The sequence below is a fragment of the Cutibacterium sp. 37298 genome, from assembly GCF_023838685.1.
Classification (GTDB): Bacteria; Actinomycetota; Actinomycetes; order Propionibacteriales; family Propionibacteriaceae; genus Cutibacterium; species Cutibacterium acnes.
In genome coordinates, this window is record NZ_JAJNRJ010000002.1 from 380,363 (window position 1) to 395,814 (window position 15,452).

12 protein-coding genes and 2 pseudogenes are annotated in these 15,452 nt (G+C 59.9%); 3 read left to right on the forward strand and 11 right to left on the reverse strand.

The window, feature by feature from the left end; all coding sequences use genetic code 11:
• The 3 genes from LRP59_RS06285 to LRP59_RS06295 are packed head-to-tail and all read right to left on the reverse strand — an operon-like array spanning position 1 to position 2,440.
• Positions 1–657, reverse strand: a complete 657-nt coding sequence (locus LRP59_RS06285; protein WP_002533077.1) for a thymidine kinase — start codon at positions 655–657, stop codon at positions 1–3.
• Complete coding sequence (locus LRP59_RS06290; RefSeq protein WP_002513669.1) at positions 654–1,781, reverse strand: alkaline phosphatase family protein; 1,128 nt, start codon at positions 1,779–1,781, stop codon at positions 654–656. The genes LRP59_RS06285 and LRP59_RS06290 overlap by 4 nt, the downstream gene beginning before the upstream one ends.
• Positions 1,778–2,440, reverse strand: a complete 663-nt coding sequence (locus LRP59_RS06295; RefSeq protein ID WP_002533079.1) for a DUF5998 family protein — start codon at positions 2,438–2,440, stop codon at positions 1,778–1,780. The genes LRP59_RS06290 and LRP59_RS06295 overlap by 4 nt, the downstream gene beginning before the upstream one ends.
• Here LRP59_RS06295 and LRP59_RS06300 point away from each other — a divergent pair.
• Together LRP59_RS06300 and LRP59_RS06305 are read left to right on the forward strand one after the other, a co-directional pair.
• Positions 2,421–3,515 carry an App1 family protein gene (locus LRP59_RS06300; RefSeq protein WP_002513671.1) on the forward strand — a complete coding sequence of 365 codons (1,095 nt, stop codon included), beginning with the start codon at positions 2,421–2,423 and terminating at the stop codon, positions 3,513–3,515. The genes LRP59_RS06295 and LRP59_RS06300 overlap by 20 nt on opposite strands.
• Before the next feature lie 63 nt (positions 3,516–3,578).
• Positions 3,579–6,113, forward strand: a complete 2,535-nt coding sequence (locus LRP59_RS06305) for a DNA topoisomerase (ATP-hydrolyzing) subunit A (protein ID WP_002513672.1) — start codon at positions 3,579–3,581, stop codon at positions 6,111–6,113.
• A gap of 189 nt (positions 6,114–6,302) precedes the next feature.
• Here LRP59_RS06305 and LRP59_RS06310 read toward each other — a convergent pair whose 3' ends face one another.
• The 3 genes from LRP59_RS06310 to LRP59_RS06320 form a co-directional block, all read right to left on the reverse strand.
• Positions 6,303–7,646, reverse strand: a complete 1,344-nt coding sequence (locus LRP59_RS06310) for an MFS transporter (RefSeq protein WP_002513674.1) — start codon at positions 7,644–7,646, stop codon at positions 6,303–6,305.
• A gap of 52 nt (positions 7,647–7,698) precedes the next feature.
• Positions 7,699–9,018 (reverse strand): anaerobic C4-dicarboxylate transporter family protein, encoded by a 1,320-nt coding sequence (locus LRP59_RS06315; protein WP_002513675.1) that lies wholly within the window; start codon positions 9,016–9,018, stop codon positions 7,699–7,701.
• 345 nt (positions 9,019–9,363) lie between these two features.
• Positions 9,364–11,523, reverse strand: a complete 2,160-nt coding sequence (locus tag LRP59_RS06320; protein ID WP_002521685.1) for a type IIA DNA topoisomerase subunit B — start codon at positions 11,521–11,523, stop codon at positions 9,364–9,366.
• Between the two features lie 129 nt (positions 11,524–11,652).
• Here LRP59_RS06320 and LRP59_RS06325 point away from each other — a divergent pair, with 129 nt between their 5' ends.
• Positions 11,653–11,883, forward strand: coding sequence for a hypothetical protein (locus LRP59_RS06325; RefSeq protein WP_002513677.1), 231 nt, complete (start codon positions 11,653–11,655; stop codon positions 11,881–11,883).
• A 76-nt stretch (positions 11,884–11,959) separates the two neighbouring features.
• Here the strand turns inward: LRP59_RS06325 and LRP59_RS06330 are convergent, their stop codons facing one another.
• The 5 genes and pseudogenes from LRP59_RS06330 to LRP59_RS06350 form a co-directional block, all read right to left on the reverse strand.
• On the reverse strand, positions 11,960–12,541 hold the full coding sequence (locus LRP59_RS06330) for a GNAT family N-acetyltransferase (RefSeq protein ID WP_002513678.1): 582 nt from the start codon (positions 12,539–12,541) through the stop codon (positions 11,960–11,962).
• Between the two features lie 117 nt (positions 12,542–12,658).
• Positions 12,659–13,933, reverse strand: coding sequence for an FAD-dependent oxidoreductase (locus LRP59_RS06335; protein WP_148378414.1), 1,275 nt, complete (start codon positions 13,931–13,933; stop codon positions 12,659–12,661).
• Positions 13,934–14,010: 77 nt separating this feature from the next.
• Positions 14,011–14,304: a hypothetical protein gene (locus LRP59_RS06340; protein WP_032499619.1), complete on the reverse strand. Its 294-nt coding sequence runs from the start codon at positions 14,302–14,304 to the stop codon at positions 14,011–14,013.
• Positions 14,282–15,064: pseudogene (locus LRP59_RS06345) on the reverse strand (hypothetical protein). Before LRP59_RS06345 ends, LRP59_RS06340 begins: the two are co-directional and overlap by 23 nt.
• A gap of 139 nt (positions 15,065–15,203) precedes the next feature.
• Positions 15,204–15,341: pseudogene (locus LRP59_RS06350) on the reverse strand (GNAT family N-acetyltransferase); the annotation flags it as partial.
• Between the last annotated feature and the right edge of the window lie 111 nt (positions 15,342–15,452).

Here is a 15,452-nt window from a genome sequence, read left to right on the forward strand (position 1 = left end):
TCAGGACCCGGAGCCATCAAAAGGTAGGGTCTGCTCCGACAAGGTCGCCCTGGAAACTTCCCCGGTAATCCCTTGACGGTGGTGACGGCGGCATAGAACCTCATAATGGATCTCTGATCCACCACCGATGTCTCCGACGCCGACCTGGTCACCCTCACGCACCAACTTCCCATCCACGATGCGGGCATTATGGGTGGCAGGACGGCCGCACCAGCACAACGGTGAGACCGGGGGCTCAACGACGCGGTCGGCCAACTCAACGAGGCGTTTTGATCCGGGAAATAGCTCTGTCCGAAAATCGGCCAGGATTCCGAAGCAGTAGACGTCGATGTCGAGGTCATCGACGACTCGAGCCAGCTGGTCGATCTGCTTAGTTCGGTAGAACTGGGCCTCGTCGCAAATGAGGTAATCAATTCGTCCTCCGCGACTCAACCGCGAGACGATGTCCTGGTAGAGGTCCAGGGAGTCAGTGACCTCGACAGCTTCGACACTCAGACCAATCCGCGAGGTGATCCGAGCCCCACCAGAGCGGTCGTGCATCGCGTATCGCACCCCTTGGCGGTCGTGAGCGGACTGCGCATGGTCCATCTGCAGTGCGAGGGTGGACTTGCCAGAGTCCATCGGACCGGTGTGGAAAACAAGCTCAGCCATCCTCATCCTTCACAGATCTGGGCCAGCAATGGGATCCGCATTTCACACGGAGTGAGCGATCCGTGCATGCCCACGAGGGTGAGTTCCTTGGGGGTAGCGCGGCTCATGATGGCCCAATCACCACGAGTAATCGCTAGTACGTCACCGAAACGGGAACGGGTGGACACGTCAACTGGTCCAAACAGGTCAGCCGCAACAGCATCGTCGCCAATGACAACCTGAGCACGATCCCCGAGTACGCGTCGCCATCGTTGCGCGACCTCATCGGGACGACGAGTGTAAATGTGGCGGAACCGAGGCTCACCAGCCAACAGGTCAACGTCAGCGAGCAGTCCACCCTCGTCCTCCACCATGACGCGGTGGTCGCCGGGGACGTCAACCATGCCGTGATCAGCAGTGACGACCAGGGCGGTTCCAGGATCGAGCTCATCGAGAAGAGCACCAACGAGCTCATCAACCCACATGAGCCGCAATCTCCATGCTGCCGACTGCCATCCTTCACCATGCCCAACGTGGTCAAGCGAGCGCTCGTACACGTACGTCAGTGAAGCGTCACCCGAACGTGAGGCTTTAAGGGTTTTGTAGACACGCTCATCGACATCGCCTTCGTCACGGATGGGAATGAATCGCGGCCCACGTAGACTCGCGCGCGTCAACCCCGATCGCTGAAAGCGTGCTGGGCCGACGCTGCTCACCGTCACCCCAGCAGCAACTAGTGACTCAAACGCCGTAGGGTGCGGCTGGATGACCTCGGGATCATCCCCATTGACCCAGCTCAAGGCGTTCATGACGCGACCAGACGGCGCGCGGAAGGTGTAGCCAACAACGCCATGGCGCCCGGGAACCGCTCCGGTACCGATACAGCTCAGCGAAGTAGCCGTCGTCGAGGGCACATAACAAGTCAGGTCGTGGCAGTTCTCCATCTCCGACAGAGTTGGGGCAAGATGGCGAAACTGCTCGAGGTTCTCCTGGCCCATTCCATCAACCAGCAGGAACACGTACCGTGTCGCATCAGGCAACCCCAGGCCGGCCGGCCCCCCGCCTGTCAACGCCTGACCCATCGCGGGCACCAGATCAGAAAGGGTCCCGGGACCGGGCGGCATAAGATCAGCAGCAAGCAGGGAACTCATCGGGCTGCTCCAGTGACGGCCTGCATCCGCGTCGCGAATCCCATGAGACGCTCAACTTGGTCGGCACCGTCGGCAGCCGGGCTCATCCTGATGACGATGTCATCTCCACTGAATGTACCGGTATAGCCATGGTTTGCGGTGCACATCGGGTCCCCGCACGTGGCTGGCTCGAGTTCAAGTCGTGAGACAGCCCCCCACGTCATCTGGAGCCAGGCTTCAACCGTGGTCGACGCAGGATCTGTACCGAATCGGTCAGGGTGCTGCACGACCCGCGTCAGCACCACCGAACTCACGTGAGATAGCGGGATGGACTCGCTCGAGGTGACGGCTTGCAACTGGCCTCCCTCTGCGCGCTCGTCGGTGTGGCTAATCAGCATACGGGTAGCAGTACGCAGGATCAGGGTGAGATGACGATGAACCTCGTCGTTATCGAAGGTCGCCTCTAGGTGCAGCAGATGGTCGAGAACTTCGTCCCCCGCCAAAGAGGTCTCAGCGAGGTCAATAACCAGCTCTGGGAAGAATCCGCAGGATTGGATCTCGGCTGCTAATGCAGCCGGCAGAGGGACTCGGGCTTGATCGGCAGACTGACTCACCGGCCCATCGTCCCACGATGACGCCTGATCCAGTAATCTCCAAGACATGTCGAACCGGCCGTTCATCGGAGCCCGAGTCGAGGATGCCGTCCATAGGCGCCTCAACACGACACTGCGCAGACGAGGCTGGGTGCCGTGCGTCATCGGTTACCGCAGTTATGGATCGGCCACCCATCTGCGTGTACTCGGACGAGTCGTCCTGACCAGTCCGCCCGGGCGAAACCCGAAGCAGAAACGTCGGCCAGATCGATCTCCGTTAACTCGACGAAATCTGTTGTCCATCGAGTTATTGTCCCAACGTGGTTGGCGCAACTTCCTCGGCCTGCCTGCCCCGGGCGCAGAGGTCGTCGTTGACGTCAACGGTGAGAAGATCACAGTACGAGCAGACCGTGCCGGATACGTCGACGTGCGCATCAAAAATCACGGTTTACAACCAGGCTGGCATGAAGTCACCTTGTCAACCAGCGGTGATACCACGACGGCAAAGGTTCTCGTGGTGTCCCGGAACACTCGATTCGGAATCATCTCTGACATTGACGATACTGTCATCTCTACTTCCCTACCCCGGTCTCTCATCGCGGCTTGGAACTCTTTCGTGCTCACCGAGCAGGCCCGCAAATCCATTCCCGGCATGGCACGGATGTACCAGAAACTCCTGGAACGACATCCCGACGCCCCGGTGGTCTATGTGTCGACTGGCGCGTGGAATACCTACCCATTTTTGGTAAGGTTTCTGGCCCGCCACGGGTATCCGCAAGGGCCTTTGTTGCTGACCGACTGGGGCCCGACGAACACCGGATGGTTCCGTTCTGGGGTAGACCACAAGCGCACTGCTCTGCGCGAGTTGGCTCGTGACTTCCCCGACATTGAATGGGTCCTCGTCGGTGATGACGGACAGCACGACATCCGGATTTACTCCGAGTTTGACGAGCTTCAGCCGGGCCATACCCGGGCCATCGCCATCCGTGAACTCTCGACGACCCAGCAGGTGCTTGCCCATGGCACAACAACCGTGCTGGAGGACCGTCATCGAGTGCAGTGGACCCCCGAATCTGCGCCGCTGGTGCGCGCTCCCGACGGTGATCAGCTCGCTCCGCTCCTTGACAAGGTGCTCAACCACGAGGATCCCCCTCAGCCCTGATATGCAGATTTCGCGCCAATCAACCAAAATAGGTCGTTAGCGCGTGCTGCTTGGGAGGTAACGATGACCAAAAAGACGGTGGATGACGACTTCACCGAGAACATTATCGACGTCGACGTCTCCCGCGAGATGGAGAACAGCTTCCTGGAGTACGCATACTCCGTCATCTACTCCCGCGCCCTTCCTGACGCTCGGGACGGCCTCAAGCCCGTCCAGCGCCGCATCCTTTACACCATGGGCGACATGGGAGTTCGCCCGGACCGTCCCCATGTGAAGTCAGCGCGAGTCGTCGGACAGGTCATGGGCCAGCTGCACCCCCACGGCGACGCTGCCATCTACGACGCCCTGGTACGCACCGCCCAACCGTGGGCGATGAGGCTCCCCCTCGTCGACGGTCACGGTAACTTCGGGTCCCTTGACGCCGGCCCCGCTGCCATGCGTTACACCGAGTGTCGGATGGCACCGCCAGCTCTTACCATGATCGATGGGCTCGACGAAGACACCGTTGACTTCGAACCTAACTACGACGGCAAAGAGACCGAGCCCTCAGTGTTGCCGGCCGCCTTCCCGAACCTGCTCGTCAACGGGGCTTCGGGTATCGCAGTAGGTATGGCAACCAACATCCCACCACATAACCTCGTCGAGGTTGTGGCAGCTCTCCGTCACATGCTCGATCATCCGGACGCCGACCTTGACGAGATCATGAGGTTCGTGCCCGGACCGGATCTGCCGACCGGTGGACGAATCATCGGTCTTGATGGCATCGCCGACGCCTATCGCACCGGCCGTGGCTCCTTCAAGATCCGTGCTACCGCCCGCATCGAGAAGGTTTCTCCACGACGCCGCGGCATCGTCGTCACCGAGCTGCCGTACATGGTCGGACCAGAGCGAATCATCGACCAGATTAAGACCCTGGTGCAGTCCAAAAAGATCACCGGTATTGCCGACGTCAAGGACCTCACCGACCTGACCAACGGCACCCGTCTGGTCATTGAGGTCAAGAACGGCATCAACCCTGAAGCCCTGCTGGAGCGGCTTTACAAACTTACCAAGCTGGAGGATTCCTTCGCCATCAATGCGGTAAGTTTGGTGGAGGGACAACCCCGCACCTTAGGCCTGCTAGAAATGTTGCAGGTCTACCTCGACCACCGTCTCGACGTCACCCTGCGACGCACGAAGTTCCAACTCAACAAGGCCCAGGACAGGCTGCACCTCGTCGAGGGTCTGCTATTGGCCATCGTCGACATCGACGACGTCATCGCGATCATCCGCTCCTCCGAAGACGCCGCAGCAGCCCGTACCCGCCTCATGGGCACCTTCGACCTCGACGAGGTGCAGGCCAACTACATCCTGGACATGCAGCTGCGCCGCCTGACTAAGTTCTCCACTATTGAGCTGGAATCTGAGCGTGGTGAACTGCGCGAACGCATCGAAGGGCTAACGCTCATCGTCAGTGATGAGGCTGAGCTACGTCGCGTGGTATCCGGGGAATTGGCCGAAGTGTCGTCCAAATACGGCACCCCGCGTCGCACTGTACTGCTAGGAGCTGCGCCATCGGTCGCAGCAGCATCGGCTCCCCTCGAGGTGCCAGACGACCCATGTTGGGTACTGCTGTCGGCGACTGGCTTGCTGGCCCGCATCGATACCGCTGACGGCCTTCCCAGCGGCGGGGACAGGGCCACTCACGATGTCATCATCTCTAGCGCTCGCACCACCGCCCGTGGTGATTTCGGCATCATTACTAGTGCCGGTCGTCTCGTGCGTGTCCATGCTGTCGAACTCGCAAGCCTGCCGATAACCGCAACTGCGCCGTCAGTAGCCGGTGGCACCCCGCTAGCCGACCTTGTCGGTTTGGAGAAGGGCGAGCGAGCTCTAGCCGTGACAAGCCTGTCAGGAGAGGGCCCTTCCTTGGCTCTTGGTACCCGAAACGGCATCGTCAAGAGGGTCAACCCGGAACTACTCGGCAAGGAGTCTTGGGAGGTTATCGGTCTTAAGGACGGTGACGAGGTCGTCGGTGCCGTTGAAATGGGCGACGAGGACCTCGAGCTGTGCTTCGTCACCCAGGGCGCCGCCCTGCTTCACTTCCCTGCATCCGCAGTGCGCCCGCAGGGACGCTCGGGTGGCGGTGTGGCCGGTATCAAGGCCAAGGATCCAGTGATTTTCTTTGGCGCTGCCCCCCGACGCGGATCCTCGGTGGTAACGGTGGCCGCATCTTCCCCCGCCGCCGCAGGTAAGGAACCCGGCTCGATCAAACTCACCCCCTTCGACCAGTACCCGCCCAAGGGACGAGCCACCGGTGGTATGAGGTGTCAGCGATTCCTCAAGGGAGAGACGGCCCTGGTGTTCGCTTGGATCGGCCCCGATCCGGCCGTGGCCTGTGCCGCGTCCGGGGTGCCTATCGAACTGCCAGCACCTAATATGCGTCGAGACGGCTCCGGTGATCAGGGACGTCAACCGATTCTGGCAGTCGGGAGTCGCCGTCACGGGTCTAACAAGGGTAATCCGGTATCCGACGGATCGAACGATGCATTGGATTCCGGTGACCCGTTATCGAGTAATGAGAAGCAGATCGGTTCCCAACCCGAACTGTTCAGCTGACCGATAGCGAGCGGGTTCTGGCCCGCTTGGCTTAGGCAATGCTCGCTATGCCGAATCCTCTGACCCAGCAGACCCGCCCGGACTGGCTGCTAGAGGAGTCTGATCCCATCTGTTCGGCATCACCCGGGTCGTCGTCGAAAGTCTGTGGTCTATAACTTCACTACGCACGTCAATCGGGTCTGCTGAGGGCTAATTCGTATGAGTCTTGCCACGGATCTCAGCAGTGCTGACCGGAATCGTGGCCGCCAACCCCGCCAATAGCACGAGGACGATGCCCATGATTCCCCAGTACTGGTTGTTGTCACCACCGGTGATGGCATGGCCCACCGTGACAAAGAGGCCAAATAGTGCCGGTGCCAGGAACGAGACGGCTTTGCCAGTGGTCGCGTAGAGACCGAAGACCTCTCCCTGGTACCCGGGCGGGCAGATCTGAGTGAGGAGGCTTCGCGACGCGGACTGAGCTGGTCCGACGAAACCACACATGATGAGGCCGAGCACCCAAAACACCATGGCAGAACCAGCGTGGCCGATGAAAACACCCATACCGCACGCTGACAACACGATCAGTGAAAAAATGATGAGTCGCTTCGGACCGATGCGATCATCCAGGCGCCCCAGCAAGATTGTGGAAATTCCGGCGATAAGATTGGCCACAATACCGAAGATGAGTACACCTGACGCACTGAATCCAAAGGTTTGACGAGCGAGTGGCCCACCGAATTGGAAAACGCCGTTGAGCCCGTCGCGGAACAAGGCGGAAGCGATAAGGAAAATGATCGTGTTACGGCTGACGTGCCAAATCCTCACCACGCTGCGCCACAGCTCGGCGTAGGAATGCCCGAGGGCCCGCAGACCATGCGGCCGGGGTTCAGACGATTCGATCGGCCGTGGGTTATCGCGCAGGACACAAAAGGTGGGTAAGGTCAGCGCCAGGATCCATACCGCACAAAACAGCATCGCCACGCGGATGTTCATGCCTTCGTGGTTGGTTACTCCAAACCAACCCACTTTTGGTTTAATCCAGGCGATGTAGATGACGAGTAAGGCAATAATCCCACCCAGATAGCCCATACCCGATCCGAGACCGGAAATCCGTCCGACTTTGCCAGACTCTGCAACGTCATCAAGCATGCCGTTGTATAGGGAGCTCCCGACGTCCGAGATGACCGTCCCAATGCCCAACAGCACCAATCCAAAGACGAGATAGGACGAATGAGGCTTGACGAAAAAGAGCAATCCCGACATCACCGCGAGGGTCCAGGTAAGCCATTTCAGGGCAGTCACCTGCCGCCCTCGTCGACCTGCCCATTGCCCCACGACAGGTGCCAGCAAGGCAATGGTCAGGCCCGCCAAAGTCATGGTCCATGACAGCGCAGTGACAGTGCGGTCTTTGGACCCGAAGGCGTCGCCGACAAGATAGACGGCAAAGACGAAGGTGGTAATGACCGAAGCGAAGGGCTGGGTTCCTGGATCCCACATGGCCCAGGCGAGGACGCGTTTGCGTTGATCGGCCGGCACGTCGGTGTGGCTCATGGCTGTTGAGTCTACCGGCGCCTAACGAACCACGATCGCGCCTCGTCGAACCTCATCCCAGCACAATGGGGGCCCAGAAAGCTCCCAGTAGGACCGTTACCGCAATCGAGACGGTACCAGGAAGGACGAAGGGGTGGTTAAGGACGATACGTCCGACTCGCGTCGATCCGGTGTCGTCCATCTCCATAGCTGCAACCGTCGTGGGGTAGTTCGGCAGCAGGTAGTAGTTGGCCACAGCCGGGTAGCAAGCCAGCATCACCATCGGAGACAGACCGATCTTGGCCACCACCGGCATGAAGGCGACGGTCGTCGCAGCGTGGGAGAACATCAGTGGTGCAGCCAAGTACAGGATCACCGAAAGGAACCACGGGGCCGAATGCAGGATTGAGGCCCCCGCGTGGGTCAGGACATCCATGTAGTTATTGACGAACATATTTCCCAGCCACGCCAGTCCCAGAATGCAGATCGCTGCAGACATTCCGGCCCGGAACGTCGTCTGGGTGGTGAGCTGCTTGACGTCCTCACGTGACATCATGCAGATGATCATCGCCGTCGTCAGCATAATGAGCATGATCGCCGCCGATGACGTCATAGGCGGTTTGGTGAGCACACCGACCTCTTCCGATGAGACAGTGGCGTAACCAACGACCACAACAAGAGCGACGAGGAAGGCAACAAGGCTGGGGATGGCAGTCCGTTTTGGCCTCCACCCAGTGTCGGCGACAGCAGCGTTGTGGCTCACCAGTCCCTTAGCCTCGCGTTCCTGATAGATCGGATCATCGATGAGATCCTTGCCCTGACGCGATGCCACGACGGCACCGACGGCACATCCGATGAAGGTAGTAGGGATCGTCACCGCGAGGATCTCAAGGTAACCCACTCCCAACGGCTCTAGAACTCCAACCAAGGCCAAGGTCGCCGCTGAGATCGGGGAGGATGCGACCGCGACTTGGGATGCCACAACGGCTATGGAAAGCGGCCTCGACGGCCGGATCTTATGTTCCTTAGCCACCTCCACGATAACGGGCAGCACTGAATAGGCGGTATGTCCGGTACCACACAGCAAGGAAAGCAGGAAGGTCGTCAGCGGCGCGAGGTAGTTGATCTGGTTGGGATGCTTGCGCAGCATGACCTCAGCCAGATGCACAAGATAGTCCATCCCGCCCGCGAGCTGGAGGGCAGCGATGGCGCAGATGACGGTCATGATAATGCCGATAACCGTCCAAGGAATGTCCTCAGCCACCTTCGTGTGAAGACCAGTGGCCACAAGAACGATACATCCCGCCCCTCCCGCGAGTCCGACGCCCACCCCACCGAGGCGCGAGCCGATGATGATGAAGATGATGGCCACGGCCAGGTGGAACCAGATCACCGTTGCAGCCCCCTTGCCGACGATCCCCCGTTAACGTTGCACGTGTCGTTGCGTCCGTCACCGGATCGTCGTATTCGACCCACCATGCCAGCTCCCCTGTTCCATATCTATCTATTTAGGGCCACAACATCACTCGTCATGAACCTCAAAAGAACCTTAGCGGAACACATTCCGTCACTAAGACGGCCTGCTGTAACTTGTCATACACACCTCACAGCGAGAACGATTGTGCATATAACGAACCCGTCGCCCCGAGGCCAACACTTAGACAGCGAGGAGCATGCGCCTCGCTAGACCTCGCGTCTCCGCGAGGCCACTGACGCGCAGGGACGCAAACGAGCCCTCTTAAGCGTCGATCTGTTCAGCATCGAGACGGTAAGCCCCCTCGACGATGAACTGTTTACGCGGGGCTACCTCATTGCCCATAAGGATCTCAAAGGTGCCCTCGGCCTCCGCGGCATCGTCGACGGTGATGCGACGCAGAGTGCGATGGCGCGGGTCCATCGTCGTCTCCTTGAGTTGGGAAGCGTCCATCTCACCGAGACCTTTGTACCGCTGCGGTTCCTTGAACCGCACCCCTTTCTTCGCCAGTTGGGCGGCGGTGCGCTGGTAGTCGGCATCGGTATAGGTGTACAGGTACTTGTCCATCCCCCGTTTAGGGTTGATGAGTTCGAATCGGTGCAACGGTGGTACCGCCGAGAACACCCGGCCAGCCTCCACCATTGGGCGCATATAACGGAAGAACAGGGTGGCCAGCAAGCAACGAATATGGGCACCATCGGAGTCGGCGTCGGCCATGAAGATGACCTTGCCATAACGGGCCTGGTCGAGGTCGAAGGTCTTGCCCGACCCGGCACCAACGACCTGGATGATCGAGGCGCACTCGGCGTTCTTGAGCATGGCACCGAGATCAGCCTTCTGCACATTGAGAATCTTGCCGCGTATCGGAAGCAAAGCCTGGTGCTCGGAGTTACGAGCCACATTGGCCGTTCCGAGGGCGGAATCACCCTCGACGATGAACAGCTCGGTAACGTCCGGATCGGAAGATCGACAGTCCTTGAGCTTGGGCGGCAGGTGAGAGGATTCCAGAGCGTTCTTACGACGCTGGTTCTCCTTGTGTGCCCGGGCAGCCACACGGGTCCGCGAAGCATTAACGACCTTCTCCATAAGGGCGCGTGCTACTGGTTTGTCAGCCGCCTTGGCCGAAGTGAGGAAGGCAGTCATCTTGTCCTCAACAATGCGCGCCACGAGGCGTCGAACCGGCGGAGTACCCAGCACCTCCTTGGTCTGACCCTCAAACTGGGGCTCTGCCAGGCTCACCGTCACCACGGCCGTCATCCCCTCAAGGACGTCATCCTTAACGATCTCTTCTGAGGACTTGAGGATGCGTGTCCCCTCTAGACCGGCACTGAAGGCTCGTAACAGACCCTGTTCGAACCCCTGAACGTGGGTGCCCCCCTTAGGAGTAGCGATGATGTTGACGAAGGAACGCACCGTAGTGTCGTAACCGGTCCCCCATCGCAGGGCGATGTCGACCCCGAGGTCCCGATCGACGTCGGTAGGCGTCATACCACCGTTCTCGTCAAGCATGGGGACGGTCTCGGTGAAGGAAGTCTCCCCCTGCAATCTCATGACATTGTTGACAGGCTGGTCAGTGGCGAGATACTCAGCGAACTCAGAGATGCCGCCATCGAAACGCATCGTTTCTGAGACCGTCTCCAGCACATCGCCAGTCTCAGGATCAGTCTGAATACCCCTCTCGTCGGTAATGACGATCTCCAAGCCGGGGACGAGGAAAGCCGTCTGACGAGCACGGTCAGCAAGTTTGGACCATGACAGCTTGGCATCAGGAAGGAAGATCTGACGATCGGGCCAGTACCGAACGCGAGTACCGGTCACACCACGCTTGGCCTTGCCTACTTTGCGCACCCCCGATCCAGGAGTAAAGGGGGCATCGGGGCCCTCCCCCTCAAAGACCCCAGGAACGCCACGGCGAAAGCTCATCCCCCACACCGTGGACTTGCGATCCACCTCCACATCCAAGCGCACTGAGACGGCATTGACGACCGAAGCACCGACGCCATGCAGCCCACCTGAGACGTTATAAGCCCCACCGCCGAATTTCCCGCCCGCATGCAGTTTGGTGTAAACCACTTCGAGGCCGCTGAGTCCGGTGCGCGGCTCGACGTCAACCGGGATGCCACGACCCTCGTCAGTAACGAGGATCGACCCGGCCTTCTCCAAAGTGACGGTGATGCGGCGTCCATACCCAGCAAGCGCCTCATCAACACCGTTGTCGAAGATTTCCCATAGACAGTGCATGAGACCGCGGGTATCCGTCGACCCGATGTACATGGCCGGACGCTTGCGTACCGCCTCGAGCCCCTCCAACACCAATAAATTCTTGGCGCCGTACTCCCGGCTAGTCGACGCCGTGCGCACGGTATCGCCCTCACCACGTGGCGTTTCCGAGCTGTTGGCTGATGAGGTCGAGATGTTGTCCATGGTCACGGTGGCAGCTTATCGACAGCCGACGACACGGAATCCCGGCACCGTGTTCGCCCCCAGCCATCCATCTTTCGATACGTATGGGAACATTCCGACGATAGCGTAGGTTGTCTAGTAGGTGATCCGATGATTCAGATGGAGGAGGTTGTCATGAGCACCACGATGATCGAACACCAAGCCCTCACCACTGCGGACCGTTGTGATCGTTGCGGCGCACAAGCCTATGTGCGCATCACGCTGCGCAATGGTGGCGAGCTCCTTTTCTGCGCGCACCATGCCCGAGCCCACGAGGACAAGCTCAAGCAAGTCGCCCTGCATATTCAGGATGACACCACCAAGGTCTCGTCCCATGTGTGAGGACCATCGTCGGCTGAGGCAGCGCTAGACCTATGTGCTGGCATGCCGACGAGCCACGGGAGCTACCCATCCATCATCACTGCGACTCGATGATGTCCTCGCGGATCAGCCGCTGCAGCTCTACCCCGCCGAGGGAATCGTCAACGGCACCGTCGGACGCGTCGACGTGGAACCCATGGCGTTGGTAGAACGAAATGGCGCGAGCATTATCGACAAAGACCCACACATAGGCCGACCGGTTCCCGATACAAGCATCGAGGAGGTTGTCTGACGCTCCGCAGTTGCGCGCCTCTGGCAGTACATGAAGGGTCGCGATCTCCCACGGCGTGGGAGCATCAGAACTTGTAGAGACCCGGGCCATGGCAACCCCGACAGTCCTCATATCGAGGCGATCAACAAGGATCTTGAAGATCGCACCATCATCCATAAAGTGGTTCCACTGCTCAATGGTGGTGTGGACGATACCGGGGCCAGTGACCTCGGTAAGGACGTCATTAGGGATCACCCCCTGGCCGATCTCTCGGACGCACACGGCCTGAACAGCCGCGGCTTCAGGCAGGTCCTCGTGACAGGCATCTCTGACGACGAAACGACCGGGAGCGGTGGCCGGTTCGTGCGCCGGTCTTGACGACGTGTCGACATTGACTGAAGTATCCATAACCTGATCCTACCGGCCCGAAGCCTCACAGAGGCCCGGTTCGCGACGGTCGATGGGGGTGGTACCGAACCCGGTACCATCCCCATTCTCATCCCCGCAGCAATGCGGGAATACACCTCACACGAAGAACCGCGTCACCAGGTCCTTCGAGTAGTGGCACACCTCGTCGAAATTACCGAAACTCATAATTTCTCCGGCGTAGAAGGTGTTGCGACGACCCTGCATTCCCTCGACCTTCTCGTACCATCCGGCCTTGTAGTCCTCCGAGCTAACGTGCGGGAAGTAGTACCAGGTCTGCTCCTCGACGATCTTCTCGACCGGATGACCGAAGGTCTCCATGTCGTCGAGGACCATCTGGCGGCACTCCTCCTGAGTCTTGTCCGCGTAGTCCGGATGGTTACGTAGCAGGTAGGTCGTGATGATCTGGTGCGGATCATCAGCCCAGCGGTGGTAGTAAACCATGACGTGCCCGAGACGTTCGGGCCTCATGTTGTCGGGGACGTACCCAGAGATGGTCGGGTACTCCTTCACCAGGCAGGCATCCACCATGTCCTGCTGGTGGATGATCTTCGAGAAGTACTCCCGCTCGTCATCGTCCGCGTCGGAGTAGTCGAGGAACTTTTCCAGCGGGACGGTGAGGACGAGGACGTCGGACTCGCGATCCCAGTCCGTGGTGTGGATGTGGACCTTGCCGTCCTCGCGGGTGATGCGAGTGATGTCAACGTTACGTTCGGCCGGGTGCTCCAGGGCGGCGTTGAGGTGTTCGAACATCGCCTGGGTGCCGTCGGCCCACGTCCACAGATCTCCCTTGGCAAAGGACATCATGGTGACGAAGTCGAGGTACTTCAGCACGTAGGCGGCCGGGACGTTGTCGAAGTGCCCGTAGCCGAAGGCCGTGAAGGGGTTGATCCACAGGTCTCGGGCGGCCTCGCACCCGTTGAAGGCGAGGAACTCGTCGAAGGGCAGCATGAGGTCCTCGTGAACCTTGTTGTAGTGGCCGTTGGCGTCATATCCCTGGTACTTCGTCGCGAGCAACTGACCCAGCTTCTGCACTGCTGCCATAACCTGCGGGCCACGCATCGGATCCTTTTCCGGGACGTAGATCTCGCCGTCCTCGTGCAGGAACTCGCGACGCAGTTTCGGCCCGTCGACCTTGTCGCCGGTGCGATTCATGATCTCCTGAGTGGTGTCGTAGCTGGGGACGCCCATGATGGCTCCCATCTCATAACGACGGCCGTGGTAGTTCGGTGAGTGGCACTTGCCTCCGACGTGGTCGGTGCATTCCAGGATCGTGTAGTCGTGAAATCCGGCCTGTTCGAGGTACATTCCGGCAGCCAGCCCGGCCGGGCCAGCACCGATGATGGCGATACGTGAATCCTTCGGGATGGACATCATTCTTCCTTGTCGATGTAGTGGTGAATAAGTTCGGCGATGAATGGGGTCGGTAATGGTCTAGGTCGCGAAAGATCTCAGCGGGCAGTTCGCCGGCCACGTACCATCTCATCGAGATGTGCTGCCAGGTCCTTGGCACGCCGCTCGGCCTCGGCATCATTGGCGGCCGGGGTGTCCTCGGTCCACCCGTTGCGGGCATTGTTGCCTTCGATGTCGGCGCGGTACTCCTCCCCCGGGGCCGGCGGCCAGTTGGGATCCTCGGTGAAGGGGGCCCGTTCGCTGGCCACTCGAGGGAACTCGCGAGACCAGCGGATCTCCGGGTACGGAATGCGGTACTGCAAGTCGTCGTCAGTGCCGTAGGACTTGCCCATGAACCGCTGATAGGCGCGCAGGAAGATGTTCTTGCGAGCAGTTCCGACGGCAGCCTTCTCCAGCCCTTGGAACATCCGACGGTTCATCATGCCGCCGCCGTCCATCATGACCAGATCCATGAAAAAGGCCGAGATCGGACTGGACTCCTCGGAGGCCGAGATGTTCCACCGGGAGTAGATGCGCGTCCGGTTGCCACTGTCGAGGGGTTCCAGGGCGATGACCCAGCTCCAGCGGTTCCACGGCATTCCGGGCGGTAGCAGGAAGCTTGCGCCCGGTGTCCTGGTGCCGTCACGGGTGTCAGCGAACCACACCAGATACTTGCCGGGGACCATGTCGGCGACCTCGGCACCGAAACCGGCGTAACTCCAACAGAACATGTCACCGGGCTTGTAGTAGTCCGGGTCCTGCCAAGCCTGTTCCACCATGAAGGTGTTGTCGACCGACAGTCCGAACATCTTCTCGAAGAAGGTGAAGGAGTAGAAGCCGGCGGTCGTGGTGTTGAGCTGGTAGACGTGCTTCCAGACCTCGTCGCAGGGGGCGTCGAGATCCTCCACATGGGTGAGGCGCTTGAAGCGCGGCGAACCTTCCGGGACGAGGTCGTCACCAGGAAGGGTCATCTTGTACTGCTCGGGAGTTCCGTTAACCTGGCTGGAATAGAACTTCGTCGCCCCCCTTGAGGAATCCGTAAGCACCGAGGGCAGCGGCCACCGGCGCTGTGGCAAGGGCGGCAGCCTTGCACTTTCGTGGTGTTATGGGCATGGCACTCCTTCGTGACTCACGGCCCGGGACCGGGTCGTCATCCCCTGAGCCGGTCCCACTACGTCGTCGTGGCGCATCGACACAAGAAATAAATAAATTTAATTTATCCTAGCTTGTCGCGAGCAAGAACCAAGGGGATTCAGCGAATCCAGCACTCCAGGACGTAGGCCGGATCCTCGTCGCGGTAATCGTCGAGATGACCATCGGGAGAGAACCCGTTACGGCGGTAAAATGCCTTGGCCCGGGTGTTGTCGGGATAGACCATGACATAGGCCCGTCGAGATGCATCCCGGCCCAGGCGAATCCGAAGACCTAGAGAAGGCCATCAACGACTGACTCGGTGTCGACAGCCAGCCAAACATACTCGCCGTGGGACATCCGCGCGACG

Bases quoted from the DNA above. Each gene is read 5' to 3' on its own strand.
- LRP59_RS06285 (WP_002533077.1), bottom strand. From the start codon at position 657: ATGAGGATGGCTGAGCTTGTTTTCCACACCGGTCCGATGGACTCTGGC.
- LRP59_RS06290 (WP_002513669.1), bottom strand. From the start codon at position 1,781: ATGAGTTCCCTGCTTGCTGCTGATCTTATGCCGCCCGGTCCCGGGACC.
- LRP59_RS06300 (WP_002513671.1), top strand. From the start codon at position 2,421: ATGTCGAACCGGCCGTTCATCGGAGCCCGAGTCGAGGATGCCGTCCAT.
- LRP59_RS06295 (WP_002533079.1), bottom strand. From the start codon at position 2,440: ATGAACGGCCGGTTCGACATGTCTTGGAGATTACTGGATCAGGCGTCA.
- LRP59_RS06305 (WP_002513672.1), top strand. From the start codon at position 3,579: ATGACCAAAAAGACGGTGGATGACGACTTCACCGAGAACATTATCGAC.
- LRP59_RS06310 (WP_002513674.1), bottom strand. From the start codon at position 7,646: ATGAGCCACACCGACGTGCCGGCCGATCAACGCAAACGCGTCCTCGCC.
- LRP59_RS06320 (WP_002521685.1), bottom strand. From the start codon at position 11,523: ATGGACAACATCTCGACCTCATCAGCCAACAGCTCGGAAACGCCACGT.
- LRP59_RS06325 (WP_002513677.1), top strand. From the start codon at position 11,653: ATGATTCAGATGGAGGAGGTTGTCATGAGCACCACGATGATCGAACAC.
- LRP59_RS06330 (WP_002513678.1), bottom strand. From the start codon at position 12,541: ATGGATACTTCAGTCAATGTCGACACGTCGTCAAGACCGGCGCACGAA.
- LRP59_RS06335 (WP_148378414.1), bottom strand. From the start codon at position 13,933: ATGTCCATCCCGAAGGATTCACGTATCGCCATCATCGGTGCTGGCCCG.
- LRP59_RS06340 (WP_032499619.1), bottom strand. From the start codon at position 14,304: ATGGGCAAGTCCTACGGCACTGACGACGACTTGCAGTACCGCATTCCG.